Here is a 15,739-nt window from a genome sequence, read left to right on the forward strand (position 1 = left end):
CTGCTGAGGCTTGGGCATTTATGGACATCAAAGCGCGTTTTTTCGAGATGAAGCGGCAGGCCCGGCCGATTGCGGTGCTCACGGGCTATGACTTCCCAACAGCCAAGGCCGAGGCTGAAGCTGGCGTTGATCTTATCCTCGTCGGCGATAGCGTCGGCACCAATTTGCTCGGCTATGCCAGCGAGCAGGAGGTGCAACTGGCCGATATCGCGCACCACGTCCGGGCGGTTCGTCGCGGCGCACCTTCGACACCGATTCTCGCCGATCTGCCCTATCGCACTTACGAGACACCGGAGATGGCGGCTGCCAGCGCTCGCACTTTGCGCGATGCCGGGGCGGACATCGTGAAATTGGAAGGCGCACATCCCGAGATCGCCGCCGCCATCATTGACGCAGGTATTCCCGTCTGCGGGCACCTTGGCCTTGAGCCGCAAACGCATCTCGACAAGAAATTGCGTGGACGTTCGGCGGCCGAGGCAAATCAATTGGTGCGTGACGCGATCGCTCTCGACAAGGCCGGCATCGCCCTGCTGGTGCTGGAATTGATCCCCGAAGTTGTCGCCGCGCGTGTGACGCAAGCGATTAGCGCGCCGACGATCGGCATCGGCGCCGGGCGCTACACCGATGGCCAGGTTCTTGTGATCACCGATCTGCTCGGATTGACCGGCGCAAGCTTCCGCCACAACCGGCGCTATGCCGAGCTCGGCCCGGTGATCGCAACGGCGATGACCTCCTATGTCCGCGACGTCCGCGACCATGCCTTTCCGACCGAAGCCAACACGTTCGCCATGCCGGAAGAAGCGCTGCTCGCCTTCGAAAACGGCGGCGGATAGGCTCTTGCGTCCGATCAGAGAACGCGCGAAGCCTTGCGCTTTGGGAGAGCGCTAGCGGGATGGAACTCATCTACAAAATTGCACCGGCGGAGCTTTGGCATCAGGCTGAGTTGAAGGGCGTTTTCAGCGGCTCGCCTGCCGATGAGGCGGACGGTTTTATTCATCTCTCGACCTCGGCGCAGGTCCGCGGCACAGCAGCGCGGCATTTCGCCGGCCAGGACAACCTGATGCTCGTCGGCCTCGATCCCAAGCGTCTCGGCCCCAAATTGCGTTACGAACCCGCAAGCGGCGGGGCGCTGTTTCCCCATCTCTACGCGCCCCTGAAGCTGGATGCCGTCGTCTCGGTTGCGACTTTGCCGCTCGGACCCGACGGCTCGCATCAATTGGACGAAAAGTTTCCATGAGCCGGCCGCACCCGCTGACGAGCGCGGCACATGCGATTGCTTTGCGCTTACCGCCGGAAACCGCGCATCGCCTGGCGGTCCGCGGGCTGGGGCTGCTCCCGGTGCCCCTAGCGGCGCCGGATGATCCTCGCCTCGCAGTGAAAGCGTTCGGGCTTGATTTCCCCAATCCGCTCGGGCTGGCGGCAGGGTTTGACAAAAACGGCGAGGCAGTCGATGCGATCCTGCGGCTCGGCTTCGGCTTCGTCGAAGCGGGCACGGTCACACCGCTGCCACAGCCCGGCAATTCGCGGCCACGCATTTTTCGGTTGCCGCGCGACAGCGCCATCATCAATCGGCTCGGCTTCAACAGCCTCGGGCACGCCTTTGCGCATGAGCAGCTTGCGGCCCGGCGCGGCCGCGGCGGTCTCGTCGCCGTGAACCTCGGGGCCAACAAAGAGTCCGGGGATCGCGTGATGGATTACGTCGAAGGCGTCAAAGCCTTCGCTGACGTGGCGGATTTTTTCGTCATCAACATTTCCTCACCGAACACGCCGGGCTTACGCGATCTTCAAAATCAGAGCGCGTTAAATGTCCTGCTGGCGAACGTGTTCGCCGCACGCGAGATGGCACCGCGGCGTGTGCCCATTGTCGTCAAGATCGCGCCGGACCTGACGCTCGATGAACTCGACGGGATCGTCGAGGTTTGCAAAAGCTGCCGTGTCGATGGCCTGGCGATTTCGAACACGACTTTGTCGCGGCCGGAAAATCTCGCCGATTATCAAATCGCAGCCCAGCAAGGCGGCCTGTCCGGCCGGCCGCTGTTTCATCTTTCGACCTGGCTGCTCGCGCACGCATTTTTGCGCGTGGAAGGCGCGTTTCCGCTGATCGGAATCGGCGGCGTCGAGAATGCCGCCACCGCGCTCGCCAAGATCGAAGCGGGCGCCGATCTCGTCGAGCTCTATTCGGCTTTCATCTACAAAGGCATCGGCATCGCGGCGGACATCAAGCGCGGATTGCTGGCGCGGCTTACAAACGCGGGCGTCGATAATCTCGCGGCGCTTCGCGGCCGGCATGCGCAGGAATGGGCAGCGGGCCGAATGTCCAATGCCCAATTACATGCGGAAATCTGACCAAATAAGTTCGATTAGGACCGCGACGACAAAAGCCGCGAGATGAACCAGACCGGCACCACGATAATGGCGCCTGCCAGGATATAATCACCAACCTGACGGATGGCGCCGAAGCCGAGCGCCCATATCCTATGCGCAAAGCGCACGACGCCCTCAATGATGTCATAAGGCCGAATGTCGAGCCACATCAGCAGGGCACCAACAAGCAGCGACAATACAAGCAGCCGCAGAAACACATGCACCGGCGAGCCGCCGAGAAAGCGCGCCAGCGGCGTCCTCGGCTGCGGTCTCCAGTCCGAAACTTCGGCCGGTGCCCAAGCGCCGGCAGGGGGCGGTGCTGTCTTGATATCCTCGACCATGATGGCCTCTCTGGCAAAATGCGAGGCTTATGTAGGCGCGCCCCGGCCAAGACCAAGTGCGCCGCCTCACAGTGCCGGTAGCTATGTTTCCCAACGATTGCGATGGCTTTATGATGTGCTTCGCCCGCTTGTCCCAGGTTCCCAATGACGCAAAAGCACAATTCCGACGCCAATCTCGGGCGCGCTTCGATTGATGCCGGCTTCAGCTTCGCTCTTGCGGCCTTCGTCGTCGGACTCGGTTTGCTGGCGGTGCTGGCGCGCATCGGTCTACCCGATATTGCCCTGCGCTTTTGTGTCTGGGCTCTGATCTTCGCTGGGCTCGTCGTCATCGCGACACGCTTGCGCACAATGCGACCGGCGGAATTTTACGCCGGCGGCCGCAATCTGCCGCCGGCTTATACGGCGCTTGCCTATGCCGGCCTCGCGGCGGGATTGTTTCTGCCGTTTTTGCCGCCCCTCCTGCCGGATGTCAGCTTTTCTTCGCTCGCCATGGGTTTCGCGTTGGGGCTCGCTGCTGCGCTCTGCATCACTGGGCCTTACCTGCGCCGCAGCGCCGCTTTCTCGATTGCCGATCTCGTCGGGATGCGCTTCCCGCATCCGCTGGTGCGGTGCGTCGTTGCCGGCATTGCCGCCGGCTGCGCCGTTTTCATCGCGCTGGCAGGTTATGACATCGCGCTGCGCGCCTTTATCGCGACGACAGGGGCGAGCCGCGGCCTCGGCATTTTCGTTGTCGGCTTCCTGCTCATTCTTTTGATCGTGCCCGGGGGCCTTTCCGGCGTCATCTGGCTTGCGGCCGGCGGAACGATCGTGACTCTGGCCGCGCTCGGCTTGCCCGCGATACTCGCCCTGCTGCACCAATCGCCGCTTGGGTTTGGCATGACACGCTTCGTGCAACTCGCCGCGATGGAGCCTGCGCCCGCCTTCAATCCCGCAATTGCCGTCGCGTTGGGGCTCGGGCTTGCGGCCTTGACGCCGTTGTTTGGGCCATCGGTCGCGAGCGACGGGCGAATTACGGCGCTAAGGGCCGGACCGCTGGCTGTGTTTTTCATCGGCGTGCTGGCGCTTCTTTCTATCACCAGCCTGTCGCGCGCATCCTATGCGCTTGACGACGTCCTTATCGGACAAGACCCGGTTAAGGTCTCCGCGCAAGTGCTGACAGGCGGCGCGAGCGGACTGACACTCTGCGGCACGGCCACCAACGATCCGATCGCTATCGGTGTCGCCTGCGGCGCACTGCCTGGCTTAACGGCAGGCTTGCGGCCGCGAGACATCGGCGCGAGCGCCGCCTATCTTCTCGAAAACCTGCCCGATCTGGCGCACCTGGGCGCGGTCCTCGGCGGCCTGGCGTCGGTCTTTGCGATGACGCTCGGCATCGCCGTTGCGGCCTCCGGCATTCAATCTTTCACGACGAGCCTCGGCCACGACATCTATCACCCAAATCGCCGCCGGTTTGGGCCCGTGAGCCGCCGTCTGGCGATCGCGCGGGCTTTGACAATTCTGCTTGTCGTTCTTGCGGGGTATTTCTTTGCGCATCATCGCGCTGATCCGCGCACGCTCGTGCTTCTCGCAGCCGTTTTTTCGGCAAGCCTGATTGCACCGGTCCTGGCTCTAACCTTGTTGAAGCGCGCCAATGCCCTCGACGCGGGCGCGGCGCTGGTAATTGCGGTCGCGCTCATGGCACATTTTTTCTTCACCCATCAGCAGGGCTGGCCCATTGCCGCGCTCGCCAACAATACGATTTTCGCTGGGCTCGATGCGACCTTCGCGGGCGTTTTCGCAAGCCTGTTGCACGGCCATCAAACAATACCCAGCGGACCGGCGTTGCCACCGCCGGGCCAGCTTGTCGGACCGGATTGAAGCATCGGATCGAAGTGGTGAGAGGTTTACTTCTCGCTCGCCAGCAGCGTCGCCTGATGCTCGGTGATCAGGGCGTCGATGATTTCATCGAGCGCCTCTCCGGTGATCACTTTGTCGAGCTTATAAAGCGTCAGATTGATACGATGATCGGTGACGCGGCCTTGCGGAAAATTATACGTGCGGATGCGCTCAGAGCGATCGCCTGAACCGACCTGCGAACGCCGGTCCGCCGCGCGTTCGGCATCGAGCTTCTGGCGCTGCGTGTCGTAAAGCCGCGCGCGCAGGAGCGCCATCGCCCGCGCCCGGTTCTTGTGCTGCGAGCGCTCGTCCTGCACGAAGACGATCGTATTCGTCGGCAGATGCGTGATGCGGATCGCCGATTCCGTCTTGTTGACGTGCTGGCCGCCAGCGCCTTGCGCGCGCATGAGATCGATCTTCAGATCCTTCTCATTGATGTCGATGTCGACATCCTGCGCTTCCGGCAAAACGGCGACCGTCGCCGCCGACGTATGCACGCGGCCCTGCGTTTCGGTCTCCGGGACACGTTGCACCCGATGCACGCCGGATTCGAATTTGAGCCGGGCGAACACGCCACGGCCCTCGATTTCGGCAATGATCTCCTTAAAGCCGCCAAGCGCGCCTTCGCTCGCCGAGACGATCTCAACGCGCCAGCCCTTGGTCTCCGCATAGCGCTGATACATGCGGAAGAGATCGCCCGCAAAAAGTGCCGCTTCGTCGCCGCCCGTGCCGGCGCGAATTTCGAGGATGGCGCTTTTCTCGTCCGCGGCATCCTTTGGCAATAAGGAGATGCGCAGCTTTTGTTCGAGCACCGCGAGCCGGTCGCGCGCCTCCGTGCGTTCGCTCTCCGCGAGGCTGCGCATCTCGGCGTCGAGCTTCGGATCGTTGAGGAGCGAATCGAGTCCCGCGATCTCGCCGACTTCGCTGCGATAAGCGCGGATCGCGGTGACGACGTCGTCGAGTTCCGCCAATTCGCGCGAAAGCGCAACGAAGGTTGTCGAATCGGGACCCGAGGCGAGACGATCCGAAATTTCGGTATGACGGCGCAGAATGAGATCGAGCTTGTCTTGCGGCAGCATGACTTTCTAAGAGCTTATCGCGGCGACCCCGTCAATGCCGCGGCTAGAGCGCAGGCCTGGAGTGGTGGTCTAGAGGGGAATGTCCTGCGCGATCGCGAATGCGTTGAGCGGCTCACGGATGGAACGTGCGCCGTCTTTGGCATCGATCAGACCGCCGACCAATTTGCTCACCGCCGCGAGGTCTGTGGCAAGCAACGCCGCCTTGACCGGGCCGATCGAGGACGCGGACATCGACAATTTGCGGAAGCCGATCGCCATCAATGCGAGCGCTTCCAGCGGCTGGCCGCCCATCTCGCCGCAGAGCGTCACAGGCGTCTTGTTGCGCGAAGCGGCTTCGACGATTCCGCGCAAGGCCCGCAACAGCGGCGCCGATAAAGGATCGAACCGGCTCGACACATGCTTGTTCTCACGATCGGCGGCGAACATGTATTGAATCAAGTCATTCGTACCGACCGACAGAAAATCGGCCTGGGCGCAAATTTCGTCGAGTTGCCAGAGCAACGACGGCACCTCGACCATTGCGCCGAGCTGCACTTCGCGCGGCACGCCGTAATTATGGCGCTTCAGAAAAGCGATTTCCCGCTGGACTAAAACTTTCGCCCTGGCGAATTCGTCAACGACGGCGACCATTGGAAACATGATCCGCAAATCGCGACCGGCACCGGCCCGCAGCAGCGCGCGCAATTGCATCCGCAGCAACGCCGGACGATCGAGCGAAATACGGATCGCGCGCCAGCCGAGCGCAGGATTTTCTTCCTCGGCCTGCGTCATATAGGGCAGCACTTTGTCCGAGCCGATATCCAGCGTGCGGAAAGTGATCGGCCGATCCCCGGCAGACGCGAAAGCGGCCGTATAGAAATCATATTGCTGTTCGATCCGCGGGAATTGCGAAACGATCATGAATTGCAATTCGGTACGGAACAGGCCGATCGAGGTCGCGCCGGTTTCTTCCACATGCTGAAGATCGACAAGAAGGCCGGCGTTCATATGCAATTCGAACGCAGTGCCATCCTTGGTGACGGAAGGAACGTCGCGCAGCTTGTGATATTGCTCCTGCCGCCGCGCGCGCAGTCTGGCCTTTTCCGCATAAGCGTTCTGGACATCGCCCGGCGGGCGCACCTGTACATCGCCGGTCGAACCATCGACAATCAAGGCATCGCCGGGCTCGACGAAAGAGAGAATGTTCGAGACTTCGCCGACCGAGGGAATGCCGAGCGCCCGGGCGACGATCGCGACATGGCTCGAAAGGCCCGCATCCTCCAGCACGATGCCGCGCAATTTGGTGCGATCATAATCAAGCAGCGCCGCCGGTCCCATCGTACGCGCGACGATGATGGCGTTGTCGGGCAGTTCTGATTGCGCGGTTACGAAATCGCGGCCAGCGAGCTGATAAAGCAGCCGGTTGGCAAGGTCGTCGAGATCGTGCAGGCGTTCGCGCAGATAAGGGTCGGTCTGGCGCTGCAGCCGGGCACGCGCATCGTTTTGCACGCGCTCGACCGCAGCCTCAGCCGTGAGACCCGTCGCGACCGCCTCGCGCAGCCGACGCATCCAGCCACGATCGTAAGCGAACATGCGGAAGGCTTCGAGCACCTCGCGATGCTCGCCATGACCAAGGTCGCCGCGCTCAATCAATTTGTCGATCGATTCGCGTACGCCGGTGATCGCGGTTTCGAGCCGGTCCGTCTCGGCTTTGACGTCTTCGGCAACAAGTTGTTTTACGATGACGCGCGGCTCGTGCAGCACGACGTAGCCAAGCCCGACACCATCCGCGAGCGGCACGCCTTTCAGCGTCACCGGCCGGTTGAGCGCGATCTCGGTATCGAGCAGACCGATCGACTGCAGTTCGCCCGAAGCGACCATTTCGGCGAGCAGCATCGCCGTCGTCTGTAGCGCCTCCATCTCCTCTTCGAGATAGACGCGGCGCGCACGATTCTGCACGACGAGGACGCCCAGCGTGTTGCCGCCGCGCAGGATCGGCACGCCGAGGAACGAGGAATAAATTTCTTCGCCCGTCTCCGGCCGATAGGAAAACGAAGGATGGTGTTGTGCATCGGCGAGCGCCAACGCCTCGGCCGATTCGGCGATCAGGCCGACAAGGCCCTCGCCTTTCCGCATCGAAGTGAGATGGACGGCCTCGCGATTCAAACCTTCCGTGGCGAAAAGTTCAAGTCGGCCGTCGGCGCGCAGAACGTAAACCGAGCAAACCTCCGCCACCATATTTGCGGCGATGAGGATGACGATCTTATCGAGGCGATCTTGCGGGCTGATCGGCTCGGCCACGACCTCGCGTAGGCGCCGCAGCAATTGACGCGGGCCCCCCCGGTACCGTGCGCACTGCCTTGTCTTGTTCCGGCCCTTCGGCCTGGGATTCATAGGTCGGCACAAGCTTATCCACAGGGGGACTGAAAGCGATCGATCAGGAGGAACGCCCGCCGCACGCTCCTCCAACGATGGCGCCGCGGCGATCAGACGGGTCCGCAAAGAACTCCGCCATAGTTAAGAGCCGGTGCCAGCGAAACGCGACACCTTCCTATAGCGAATGCAAAGATCAGACCGCAAGCGTTCAAACGACAGGCCGCGAAAAAGTTACGCGGATTTAGACCTGATCAAGACCATAAAGCGTGTGCAACGTGCGGACCGCGAGTTCCGTATAGGCGGCGTCAATCAATATTGAAAATTTGATTTCAGACGTCGTGATCGCGCGAATGTTAATGCCCTTTTCCGACAGCGATTTGAACGCCAGCGCCGCGACGCCGGCGTGGCTGCGCATGCCGATACCGATCGCCGAAACCTTGGCAACATCAACGGCACCCTGCAATGCAGCATAGCCGATCGTGGCACGTGCTTTTTCCAAAATCGCGCGGGCGCGGTCGTAATCGTTGGCGGCAACCGTGAACGTCATATCGGTCGTCACAGTGTCGTCGGACGCGACCTGGACGATCATATCGACGTTGATATGCGCGTCCGCGAGCGGCATGAAAATCGCCGCGGCCACGCCCGGCCGGTCGGCGACGCGGCGCAAGGTGATTTGCGCCTCGTTGCGTGAAAAGGCGATGCCGGTCACGACCTGCTGCTCCACGATATCCTCCTCATCGCAAATCAAAGTGCCAGGGCTCGGACTGTCGGGATCGTCAAATGAAGACCGCACATAGGTCTTGACGCGTTTCATCATCGCAAGTTCGACTGAGCGCACCTGCATCACCTTGGCGCCGAGCGAGGCCATTTCCAAGATTTCTTCGAAGGCGATACGGTCAAGCCGCCGCGCTTTCGGCACAACGCGCGGATCGGTCGTATATATGCCGTCCACATCCGTGTAGATATCGCAGCGTTCCGCCTTGATCGCCGCGGCGATCGCGACGGCGCTCGTGTCGGAGCCGCCCCGGCCGAGCGTCGCGATACGGCCCGTGGCGGCGCTCATGCCCTGGAAGCCAGCGACGACGGCAACTTCCTTGGCGAGAAAACCCGCGAGAATGTGTTCGCCGTTCACCGCCGAGATACGCGCGGCGCTGGCTGCCTCCGTCGTGAGAATCGGCACCTGCCAGCCTTGCCAGGACCGCGCCGGGATGCCCATATCGTTGAGAACGATTGCGAGCAGACCGGCGGTCACCTGCTCGCCCGAAGCGACAACGGCATCATATTCGCGCGGGTCGTAGCGACGGGAGGCGTCTTTGCAGAGCGCGACGAGCTCATCGGTCTTGCCGGCCATTGCCGAGACGACGACCGCAACTTCGTGGCCGGCCGCAACTTCGCGTTGGACATGGCGCGCCACATTGCGGATACGGTCGACGCCTGCGACGGAGGTTCCGCCGAATTTCATCACAAGGCGGCCCATCGGATCCGGCAGCGCTTTCTTGATTCGGGCTCTAAAAATGGTTCACCGCGGCGGCCGGGCCGGCCGCGGCAATGCGGCGCGTTTACACCACGACCCCGGCGGCGAAGTCAATGAACAGCGCATGCGGCCAACAGGAGGGTTAAAATGACGGGGGAGACACCGCAAGACGGAGCCAGCGTCAATCCGGAGGAAGTCGCGCGTTTTGACCGTTTGGCGGCGACCTGGTGGGATTTGAAGGGGCCGATGAAGCCCCTCCACCGGTTCAATCCCGTGCGGGTCGACTATCTTAAGCAACTTCTCGTCGATCGGCCGCGCCGTGACAGCCGGCCGACGGCCAACCCCGGCCGCCCGCTCGACGGGCTCGAAATCCTTGATATCGGCTGCGGCGCGGGCGTTCTCAGCGAAGCCCTGGCGCGTCTTGGCGCTGAAGTCACCGGGGTCGATCCAGCACCGACCAATATCGAGGTTGCGCGACATCATGCCGAGCAATCGGGCTTAAGAATCGATTATCTTGAAACGACGGCCGAGGCGTTGGCGGAAAAGAACCTGCGCTACGACGTTGTGCTCGCGATGGAGGTCGTCGAGCACGTCCGTGACGTCAAAGCCTTTGTCGCGACAGCGGCATCACTGGTGCGGCCGGGCGGTGTCATGGTTGCCGCAACGCTCAACCGGACGCTGAAGAGCTACGCGCTCGCGATCGTCGGCGCCGAATATATTTTGCGCTGGCTGCCGCGCGGCACGCACGACTGGCAGCATTTCGTGACGCCACGCGAATTGCGTCTCGCGTTACGCAGCGGCGGCCTGAAAATTCTCGACGAAACCGGCGTCGTCTATCACCCGCTCACCGACACCTGGACACGCAGCGCGGATATGGACGTGAATTACATCATCGCGGCTGAGCGCAAGGTCTGAAGCCCCGAGTTATAATCATGCAAGGCTTTGGCGACGTCCACGACGCGCAGCATCGTCTCGTCCCAATCGCCGCGCGTGCGCTGACGGAAGAGCCGCATGGTCGCATACCAGGGCGTATCTTCGCGGTCGAGCATCCAGCGCCAATCCGGCACCTTCCTGAGCAGGAGAAAGGTCGGACGCCCCAAGGCGCCGGCGAGATGCGCCACGGACGTGTCGCAGGTGATAATGAGATCGAGCGTCTGCATCACCGCGGCCGTATCGATAAATGCATCCGGCCCGGCATCGAAATCGGCGCCAAGCATCTCGATGGCAAGCTCCGGTACTGCGGCCAAGGCCGCGGCGCCCTCACCTTTTTGAAGGCTGATGAGGCGAAAATTCTTCGTGCCCGCAAGCGGCGCGAAATGCGCGAGCGGAATCGACCGCGAGGGGTCCGCCTTGGGGTCAAGATTGCCTTGCCAGCACAAGCCGATCTTGAAGGCGGCGGAATTGCCACGGCTCATCAGCCGCTCCGCCCATTTCGACACGAGTGCGGGTTCGGCCGCCAGATAGGGCGTACAGCTCGGGATAGTCGTAAGATCGGTGCGGAATGCGAACGGCAGACTTGAAAGTGCGATCTGGCTGTCAAATCGTTCGTACGGGCCGAGATCGTCGACACAGCGCACCTGCGGAATCAAGCCGCGCATCAGCCTGAGCAGCTTGCTGCGGCAGAAGAAGGTGACATCAATGCCAGCTTTGGCGAGCAGCGGCAGATAGCGACAGAACTGCAGCGCGTCGCCGAGACCCTCGCCGCCGTAGACGATCAGCTTCTCGCCCGGATGGCTGTTGCCCTGCCATTGCGGAATCGGGAATTTGAGCTGGTTGTGGGGCGTGAGGCCGCAGCCCCAGCGATATTCGTAGTTTTCCAAGCCATCGCGGAAATTGCCGCGCAATAATTGCAGCACGCCCTTGTTGTTGCGGGCATGGGCGCTTTCGGGATCGAGCGCGAGGGCAGCATCGAAGGCTACCTCCGCCGCGTCGAATTCTTCCAATTCTTTCAGCGCGACGCCGCGCCCGACCAGGGCCGCCTGATAATCCGGGCGAAGCGCCAACGCGCGGTCGAAGGATTGAAGGGCCGCATCCGGACCGACCGTTTTCATCAACACCGTGGCGCGGTTGAGCCACGCTTCAACCAACTCAGGCTTTATCGCAACGGCCTGATCGAGTGCCTCCAACGCGCCCTTGAGATCACCAGTCTCGATCAAGGCCACGCCAAGATTGTTGAGAAGGTCGGGATTACCGGGGAAACGCGCGAGCGCCGTCCTATAAGCCTCGCAAGCCGCATCAACGCGCTTCAACGCATTGAGGATATTGGCGCGATCCAGCAGCGCCTCGAAATAATCCGGCTTGAGGCGCAGGGCCTCCTCGAGGAATTTCAACGCGCCGTCGAAATTGCCGCTCTGCGAAAGGATAATCGCGCCGGCACGTAAAGCTTCGGGATAAGCCGGCTGCAACCGGAGCGCATGATCAAAAGCCGTGATCGCCTGGCCATTGCGTCCGAGCGCGTGCAGGACCAGGCCTTTGTTGTAATAGACGCTCGGATCGCTGACGCCGAACTTTTCCGCCTCGTCGAACGCGGCGGCGGCTTCTTCAAAGCGTCCCAATCTTTGCAACACGCGCGCAAGGCGCACAATTGCATCGACAAAGTCCGGGCGCAGCTTGCGCGCCTGCGCAAACCACGGCACGGCGCCAGCCCAGGCCTCGGCCCCGACATGAATGAGACCGGCGAGATGACAACGATCCGGGCTGCTGATCATGTTCGGATCGAGTGTCGCGAGGGCTGAAAGAACTTCGGCCTTACGCCCCTGTCGCAGCAAATTCGCGGCATCGTTCAGCGTCGCATCGAGGCCAAAACTCGGCACCGGAGCAAACGCCGGTGCATCCGGCGCGCGTGCTGCATTGAAGGTCTGAGGCATGGGAAGCTCCGCCCAGTAAAGGCGGCAGTGTCGGCACACCGGCTTGCGCCAGACTTACGTAGGCGTCGCGATAAAGAATTAATTCATATCTTCCGACGCGAACGGCAGCGGCAGGATCTGAATACCTTCGTCGAGAAGCGCCCTGGCCTCTTCGCGCGTCGCCTCACCACGAATCGGTCGCTCCTCGCTCGATCCCTCGGCGATCTTGCGCGCCTCGTCCGGAAAGCGCGTTCCGACATCTTCGGTGACGCCCATCACGTAGTGTCGCAGAGCGCGTAGTTCGGCGCGGCGCTTGGCTTCGTCCCCCTGCGCGAGCGGCGATTCGATCTTGTCGCCATGGCTGACAGCCGGCGCCATGATTGCCTTGCCGACCTCGGCCACGCCGCAGACCGGACATACCACTTGGCCTCGCGCAACCTGTTCGTCAAAGCTTGCCGCGCTTGGAAACCACGAATCAAACTCATGGCCGTTGGCGCACTTCAGGGCATATTTGATCATTGCGCCGCGTCGGCCAAAATCGCCTGAAGTTCGCCGCGTGCATCGAGATCGTGCAGATCGTCACTGCCGCCGATATGGCGGTCGCCGAAGAAAATCTGCGGCACGGTGTAACGGCCGTTGGCCCGTGCCGTCATCGCCGCACGCGCCGCCGGATCGCCATCGGCGGAAATCTCCTCGAACGCCAGACCGCGCTCATTGAGCAGCGCCTTGGCGCGATGGCAATAGGGGCAGGAGGCTGTGGTGTAAATAACGATATGCGGCTGCGGCATCGATTGGACCTTTTGAATTCTTCTACATATGGGATTTTAGCCGGCGCTCACAACCCTGGCGAAAACCAGGACATCGACGCGCGCGGCGCCGCCACGTAGCAAGGCGCGCGCCGCGGCATTCAGTGTCGCACCGGAGGTCAGCACATCGTCGATGAGCAACACCTTGCGGCCCATGATGGCGAGCGAGCCGCCCTCGGGCACCTTGAACGCGCCTTGCACATTATCGGCACGCTGGCTGCGCGTCAGGCCGACCTGCGGCACGGTCCGTTTGACTCGCGCCAGCGCGAACGGATCGACTTTCTTGCCGCTCGCCCTGCCGACGACCTCGGCCAAAGCGTTCGCCTGATTGAATTGCCGCCAAATAAGGCGTCGCCGATGCAACGGCACCGGGATCAGCAGAACCGCTTCGGCAAGCAGCTCCGCGCCGGCACGCGCCATCCAGAGGCCGAGCGGTTTGGCGAGTTCCATCCGGTCGCCGTATTTCAACCGATGGATCAGCGCGCGAACCGGACCGTCCTCGAAACGCGCGACGGCGCGAGCGCGTTGATAAACGGGTGGATTGGCCATCGCCTCCGGCGATTGCAGGCCCGGAACGCCGAGATCATAGGCGAACGGCGTGCCGAGCCGCTCGCAATACGGCTTCTCGATGAAACCGACCTGCCGCCAGCACACCGGACATAGCGCGCCATGCACCGCCACCGCCTTGCGGCAGGCGAGGCATGATGGTGGAAAAACAATATCGAGTGCGCACCCAGCGACACCTCGCCCATGCCGCAGAACGGCGCGGAAGATGGTGGCCCAATCAGCCGGCGGCAGATCGGCACGTGCGGGGTCATCAAACGTCATCGGACCAGCATAAATGACGTTGCGAGGGCCGCCAGAAAATTTGCCGGGTTCGCGGCAAACTCCGATGCGCTAAAAGGTTCGCGTGGCAGCAAACGAAATTCTGATCTTCGATCGCAATTTGCAGCGGCGGCGCCATGCTCGCGCGCTGGCGGCCGAGGCCGCCGATTTTCTGCTCGCGCAAGCGACGAATGAAATCGTGGACCGGCTCGGCGCCGTCAGGCGGCGCTTCACCGCCATTGCTGATTTCGGGACGCCGCTGCCACTCCTAACCGAGCGCCTTGTCGAAACCTTTCCGGCGGCGCGGGTGACGCGCATCGCACCTTTGGGACGCCCGGATGTCATCGGCGATGTCGACCTTCTGCCCTTCGAGCGCAACGCATTCGATCTGGCGGTCTCGGCGCTCGCGCTGCATGACGTCAATGATCTGCCGGGCACTCTCGCGCAAATCCGGCGGACGTTGAAACCGGACGGCCTGTTTCTTGGCTGCCTTGTCGGCGGTTCGACCTTGCGCGAATTGCGCGCGTCGCTGGCGGAAGCGGAAACCGAAATATCCGGCGGCGTCTCGCCACGCGTCGCACCCTTCGCCGACGTGCGCGACATGGGGGGCCTTCTGCAACGTGCGGGCTTCGCGCTGCCGGTCACCGATGTCGAGACGCTGACCGTGCGTTACCCGCATTTTTTCGCGCTGCTCGCCGATCTGCGCGCAATGGGCGCGACGAACACGCTTGTCGGACGGCTGCGCAGGCCGACGCGCCGCGCGCTCTTTCTCCGCGCCGCGGAGATCTATACGCGCGACAATGCCGATTCCGATGGCCGGCTGCCCGCGACCTTTGAACTCATCTTTCTGTCCGGATGGGCACCGCACGAAAGCCAGCAGAAGCCGCTAAAGCCCGGCAGCGCGCAGGTCTCGCTCGCCGACGTTCTTCGCAAGCCTTAGCATCAGACCGAAAAGTGCGAAGCGGTTTTCGGATAATCCGATGCGGTTGGAATTAGTGCTGCGTCAGCGCCCACGTCACGCGCACTTGCGCTTCGTAGATCAAGGTGCCGGGCTCGATCGTCGGGGAATAATCGACCGACGGCGCCATCGCCTTGGCGAAGACGCCCGGCTGGAGGCCACCCCGGTCATCCGGGGCGATTTGGAGCACCTGGCCCAGGCCGACCCCGGCCGCCGGCAAAAAGGCCTTGGCCTTGCGCACGGCATCGCGCATCGCCTCGTCGTTCAGCTTGTCGCGAATTTCGGGCTCATGGGTCGCACCGAAACTCAGACCTTGAAATTCATTGGCGCCGCGGTCGATTAAACGCCCCGCCAGCGCCCCCGCCTTGCTGATGTCGCTAACCCGGATCTTCACGCCGTTTCGCGCCTGATAGCCGCGCAGTTTCTGGCTCGACGTATGGCCGACGGCGTCGGATACATTGTCATAAACAGGCATCAATGAGACTTCGCTCGTCTGGACATCCTTGGGATCAATCCCCTGATCCTCAAGCTCTTGAACGACCGCTTGTGCAGCCTGGGCGTTGGCGGCTGCGGCGGCCGACGCCGTCGGCTTTTCGGACACGACCGCCAGCGACAGGGTCACAAAATCCGGCACAACTTCCGTCCGCGCGTGGCCGACGACGGTGATAGTGGGCACCGAGTCCGTGAGCGCCACCTGCGCCAGGGCCGCACCGGAAGCAAAGCAGCCGCAAATCAAAGCGACGAGACGCACAAAAACCATGAATCTGCTCCTTGGCGAGGGCTGGTGGAGAAAACGGCTGCCAGATGCTACATAGC

The 15,739-nt window shown here is 62.4% G+C and carries 15 protein-coding genes; 6 read left to right on the forward strand and 9 right to left on the reverse strand.

Going from position 1 to position 15,739, the window contains the following annotated elements:
• Nucleotides 1–20: 20 nt before the first annotated feature.
• From panB to WDN02_RS04240, 3 genes are read left to right on the forward strand one after another with little or no spacing between them, the layout of a single operon-like run.
• Nucleotides 21–833, forward strand: a complete 813-nt coding sequence (panB, locus tag WDN02_RS04230; RefSeq protein WP_337292313.1) for a 3-methyl-2-oxobutanoate hydroxymethyltransferase — start codon at nucleotides 21–23, stop codon at nucleotides 831–833.
• A gap of 59 nt (nucleotides 834–892) precedes the next feature.
• Nucleotides 893–1,237, forward strand: a complete 345-nt coding sequence (locus WDN02_RS04235) for a DUF952 domain-containing protein (RefSeq protein WP_337292314.1) — start codon at nucleotides 893–895, stop codon at nucleotides 1,235–1,237.
• Nucleotides 1,234–2,346: a quinone-dependent dihydroorotate dehydrogenase gene (locus tag WDN02_RS04240; RefSeq protein ID WP_337292315.1), complete on the forward strand. Its 1,113-nt coding sequence runs from the start codon at nucleotides 1,234–1,236 to the stop codon at nucleotides 2,344–2,346. Before WDN02_RS04235 ends, WDN02_RS04240 begins: the two co-directional genes overlap by 4 nt.
• A 14-nt stretch (nucleotides 2,347–2,360) precedes the next feature.
• Here WDN02_RS04240 and WDN02_RS04245 read toward each other — a convergent pair whose 3' ends face one another.
• Nucleotides 2,361–2,705 (reverse strand): DUF6460 domain-containing protein, encoded by a 345-nt coding sequence (locus WDN02_RS04245; protein ID WP_337292316.1) that lies wholly within the window; start codon nucleotides 2,703–2,705, stop codon nucleotides 2,361–2,363.
• A gap of 144 nt (nucleotides 2,706–2,849) precedes the next feature.
• On the opposite strand from WDN02_RS04245, the gene WDN02_RS04250 reads away from it, so the two are divergent.
• Nucleotides 2,850–4,562 carry a hypothetical protein gene (locus WDN02_RS04250; protein WP_337292317.1) on the forward strand — a complete coding sequence of 571 codons (1,713 nt, stop codon included), beginning with the start codon at nucleotides 2,850–2,852 and terminating at the stop codon, nucleotides 4,560–4,562.
• 26 nt (nucleotides 4,563–4,588) lie between these two features.
• Here WDN02_RS04250 and prfA read toward each other — a convergent pair whose 3' ends face one another.
• The 3 genes from prfA to WDN02_RS04265 all read right to left on the reverse strand — a co-directional run bounded on the left by prfA (nucleotide 4,589) and on the right by WDN02_RS04265 (nucleotide 9,491).
• Complete coding sequence (gene prfA / locus WDN02_RS04255) at nucleotides 4,589–5,659, reverse strand: peptide chain release factor 1 (protein ID WP_337292318.1); 1,071 nt, start codon at nucleotides 5,657–5,659, stop codon at nucleotides 4,589–4,591.
• A 69-nt stretch (nucleotides 5,660–5,728) separates the two neighbouring features.
• Nucleotides 5,729–8,032, reverse strand: coding sequence for a phosphoenolpyruvate--protein phosphotransferase (ptsP, locus tag WDN02_RS04260; RefSeq protein WP_337292319.1), 2,304 nt, complete (start codon nucleotides 8,030–8,032; stop codon nucleotides 5,729–5,731).
• A gap of 223 nt (nucleotides 8,033–8,255) precedes the next feature.
• The gene (locus tag WDN02_RS04265) at nucleotides 8,256–9,491 is read right to left on the reverse strand and encodes an aspartate kinase (protein ID WP_337292320.1); all 1,236 of its coding nucleotides are present in this window, start codon (nucleotides 9,489–9,491) and stop codon (nucleotides 8,256–8,258) included.
• A 144-nt stretch (nucleotides 9,492–9,635) separates the two neighbouring features.
• Between WDN02_RS04265 and ubiG the strand changes: the two genes are divergently transcribed.
• Nucleotides 9,636–10,403, forward strand: a complete 768-nt coding sequence (gene ubiG / locus WDN02_RS04270; RefSeq protein WP_337292321.1) for a bifunctional 2-polyprenyl-6-hydroxyphenol methylase/3-demethylubiquinol 3-O-methyltransferase UbiG — start codon at nucleotides 9,636–9,638, stop codon at nucleotides 10,401–10,403.
• Here the strand turns inward: ubiG and WDN02_RS04275 are convergent.
• The 4 genes from WDN02_RS04275 to WDN02_RS04290 all read right to left on the reverse strand — a co-directional run bounded on the left by WDN02_RS04275 (nucleotide 10,373) and on the right by WDN02_RS04290 (nucleotide 13,968).
• Nucleotides 10,373–12,355: a tetratricopeptide repeat protein gene (locus tag WDN02_RS04275; RefSeq protein ID WP_337292322.1), complete on the reverse strand. Its 1,983-nt coding sequence runs from the start codon at nucleotides 12,353–12,355 to the stop codon at nucleotides 10,373–10,375. The two genes, ubiG and WDN02_RS04275, sit on opposite strands and share 31 nt — an antisense overlap.
• Nucleotides 12,356–12,433: 78 nt before the next feature.
• Nucleotides 12,434–12,853, reverse strand: coding sequence for a DUF1178 family protein (locus WDN02_RS04280; protein ID WP_337292323.1), 420 nt, complete (start codon nucleotides 12,851–12,853; stop codon nucleotides 12,434–12,436).
• Entirely contained in the window at nucleotides 12,850–13,122 is a 273-nt protein-coding gene (grxC, locus tag WDN02_RS04285) for a glutaredoxin 3 (RefSeq protein ID WP_337292324.1), read from the reverse strand. The genes WDN02_RS04280 and grxC overlap by 4 nt, the downstream gene beginning before the upstream one ends.
• A gap of 36 nt (nucleotides 13,123–13,158) precedes the next feature.
• The gene (locus WDN02_RS04290) at nucleotides 13,159–13,968 is read right to left on the reverse strand and encodes a ComF family protein (protein WP_337292325.1); all 810 of its coding nucleotides are present in this window, start codon (nucleotides 13,966–13,968) and stop codon (nucleotides 13,159–13,161) included.
• Between the two features lie 82 nt (nucleotides 13,969–14,050).
• On the opposite strand from WDN02_RS04290, the gene WDN02_RS04295 reads away from it, so the two are divergent.
• Complete coding sequence (locus tag WDN02_RS04295) at nucleotides 14,051–14,905, forward strand: methyltransferase domain-containing protein (protein ID WP_337292326.1); 855 nt, start codon at nucleotides 14,051–14,053, stop codon at nucleotides 14,903–14,905.
• 52 nt (nucleotides 14,906–14,957) lie between these two features.
• On the opposite strand, the gene WDN02_RS04300 is transcribed toward WDN02_RS04295, so the two are convergent.
• Nucleotides 14,958–15,683 (reverse strand): SIMPL domain-containing protein, encoded by a 726-nt coding sequence (locus tag WDN02_RS04300; RefSeq protein ID WP_337292327.1) that lies wholly within the window; start codon nucleotides 15,681–15,683, stop codon nucleotides 14,958–14,960.
• Between the last annotated feature and the right edge of the window lie 56 nt (nucleotides 15,684–15,739).

Source organism: Methylovirgula sp., assembly GCF_037200945.1.
Taxonomy (GTDB): Bacteria; Pseudomonadota; Alphaproteobacteria; order Rhizobiales; family Beijerinckiaceae; genus Methylovirgula.

What these genes read in the sequence shown, in the direction of transcription:
- ptsP (WP_337292319.1), bottom strand. Translation starts at nt 8,032, where the DNA reads ATGAATCCCAGGCCGAAGGGCCGGAACAAGACAAGGCAGTGCGCACGG.
- WDN02_RS04300 (WP_337292327.1), bottom strand. Translation starts at nt 15,683, where the DNA reads ATGGTTTTTGTGCGTCTCGTCGCTTTGATTTGCGGCTGCTTTGCTTCC.
- panB (WP_337292313.1), top strand. Translation starts at nt 21, where the DNA reads ATGGACATCAAAGCGCGTTTTTTCGAGATGAAGCGGCAGGCCCGGCCG.
- grxC (WP_337292324.1), bottom strand. Translation starts at nt 13,122, where the DNA reads ATGCCGCAGCCGCATATCGTTATTTACACCACAGCCTCCTGCCCCTAT.
- WDN02_RS04280 (WP_337292323.1), bottom strand. Translation starts at nt 12,853, where the DNA reads ATGATCAAATATGCCCTGAAGTGCGCCAACGGCCATGAGTTTGATTCG.
- WDN02_RS04245 (WP_337292316.1), bottom strand. Translation starts at nt 2,705, where the DNA reads ATGGTCGAGGATATCAAGACAGCACCGCCCCCTGCCGGCGCTTGGGCA.
- WDN02_RS04240 (WP_337292315.1), top strand. Translation starts at nt 1,234, where the DNA reads ATGAGCCGGCCGCACCCGCTGACGAGCGCGGCACATGCGATTGCTTTG.
- WDN02_RS04235 (WP_337292314.1), top strand. Translation starts at nt 893, where the DNA reads ATGGAACTCATCTACAAAATTGCACCGGCGGAGCTTTGGCATCAGGCT.
- WDN02_RS04275 (WP_337292322.1), bottom strand. Translation starts at nt 12,355, where the DNA reads ATGCCTCAGACCTTCAATGCAGCACGCGCGCCGGATGCACCGGCGTTT.
- prfA (WP_337292318.1), bottom strand. Translation starts at nt 5,659, where the DNA reads ATGCTGCCGCAAGACAAGCTCGATCTCATTCTGCGCCGTCATACCGAA.
- ubiG (WP_337292321.1), top strand. Translation starts at nt 9,636, where the DNA reads ATGACGGGGGAGACACCGCAAGACGGAGCCAGCGTCAATCCGGAGGAA.
- WDN02_RS04265 (WP_337292320.1), bottom strand. Translation starts at nt 9,491, where the DNA reads ATGGGCCGCCTTGTGATGAAATTCGGCGGAACCTCCGTCGCAGGCGTC.
- WDN02_RS04290 (WP_337292325.1), bottom strand. Translation starts at nt 13,968, where the DNA reads ATGACGTTTGATGACCCCGCACGTGCCGATCTGCCGCCGGCTGATTGG.
- WDN02_RS04250 (WP_337292317.1), top strand. Translation starts at nt 2,850, where the DNA reads ATGACGCAAAAGCACAATTCCGACGCCAATCTCGGGCGCGCTTCGATT.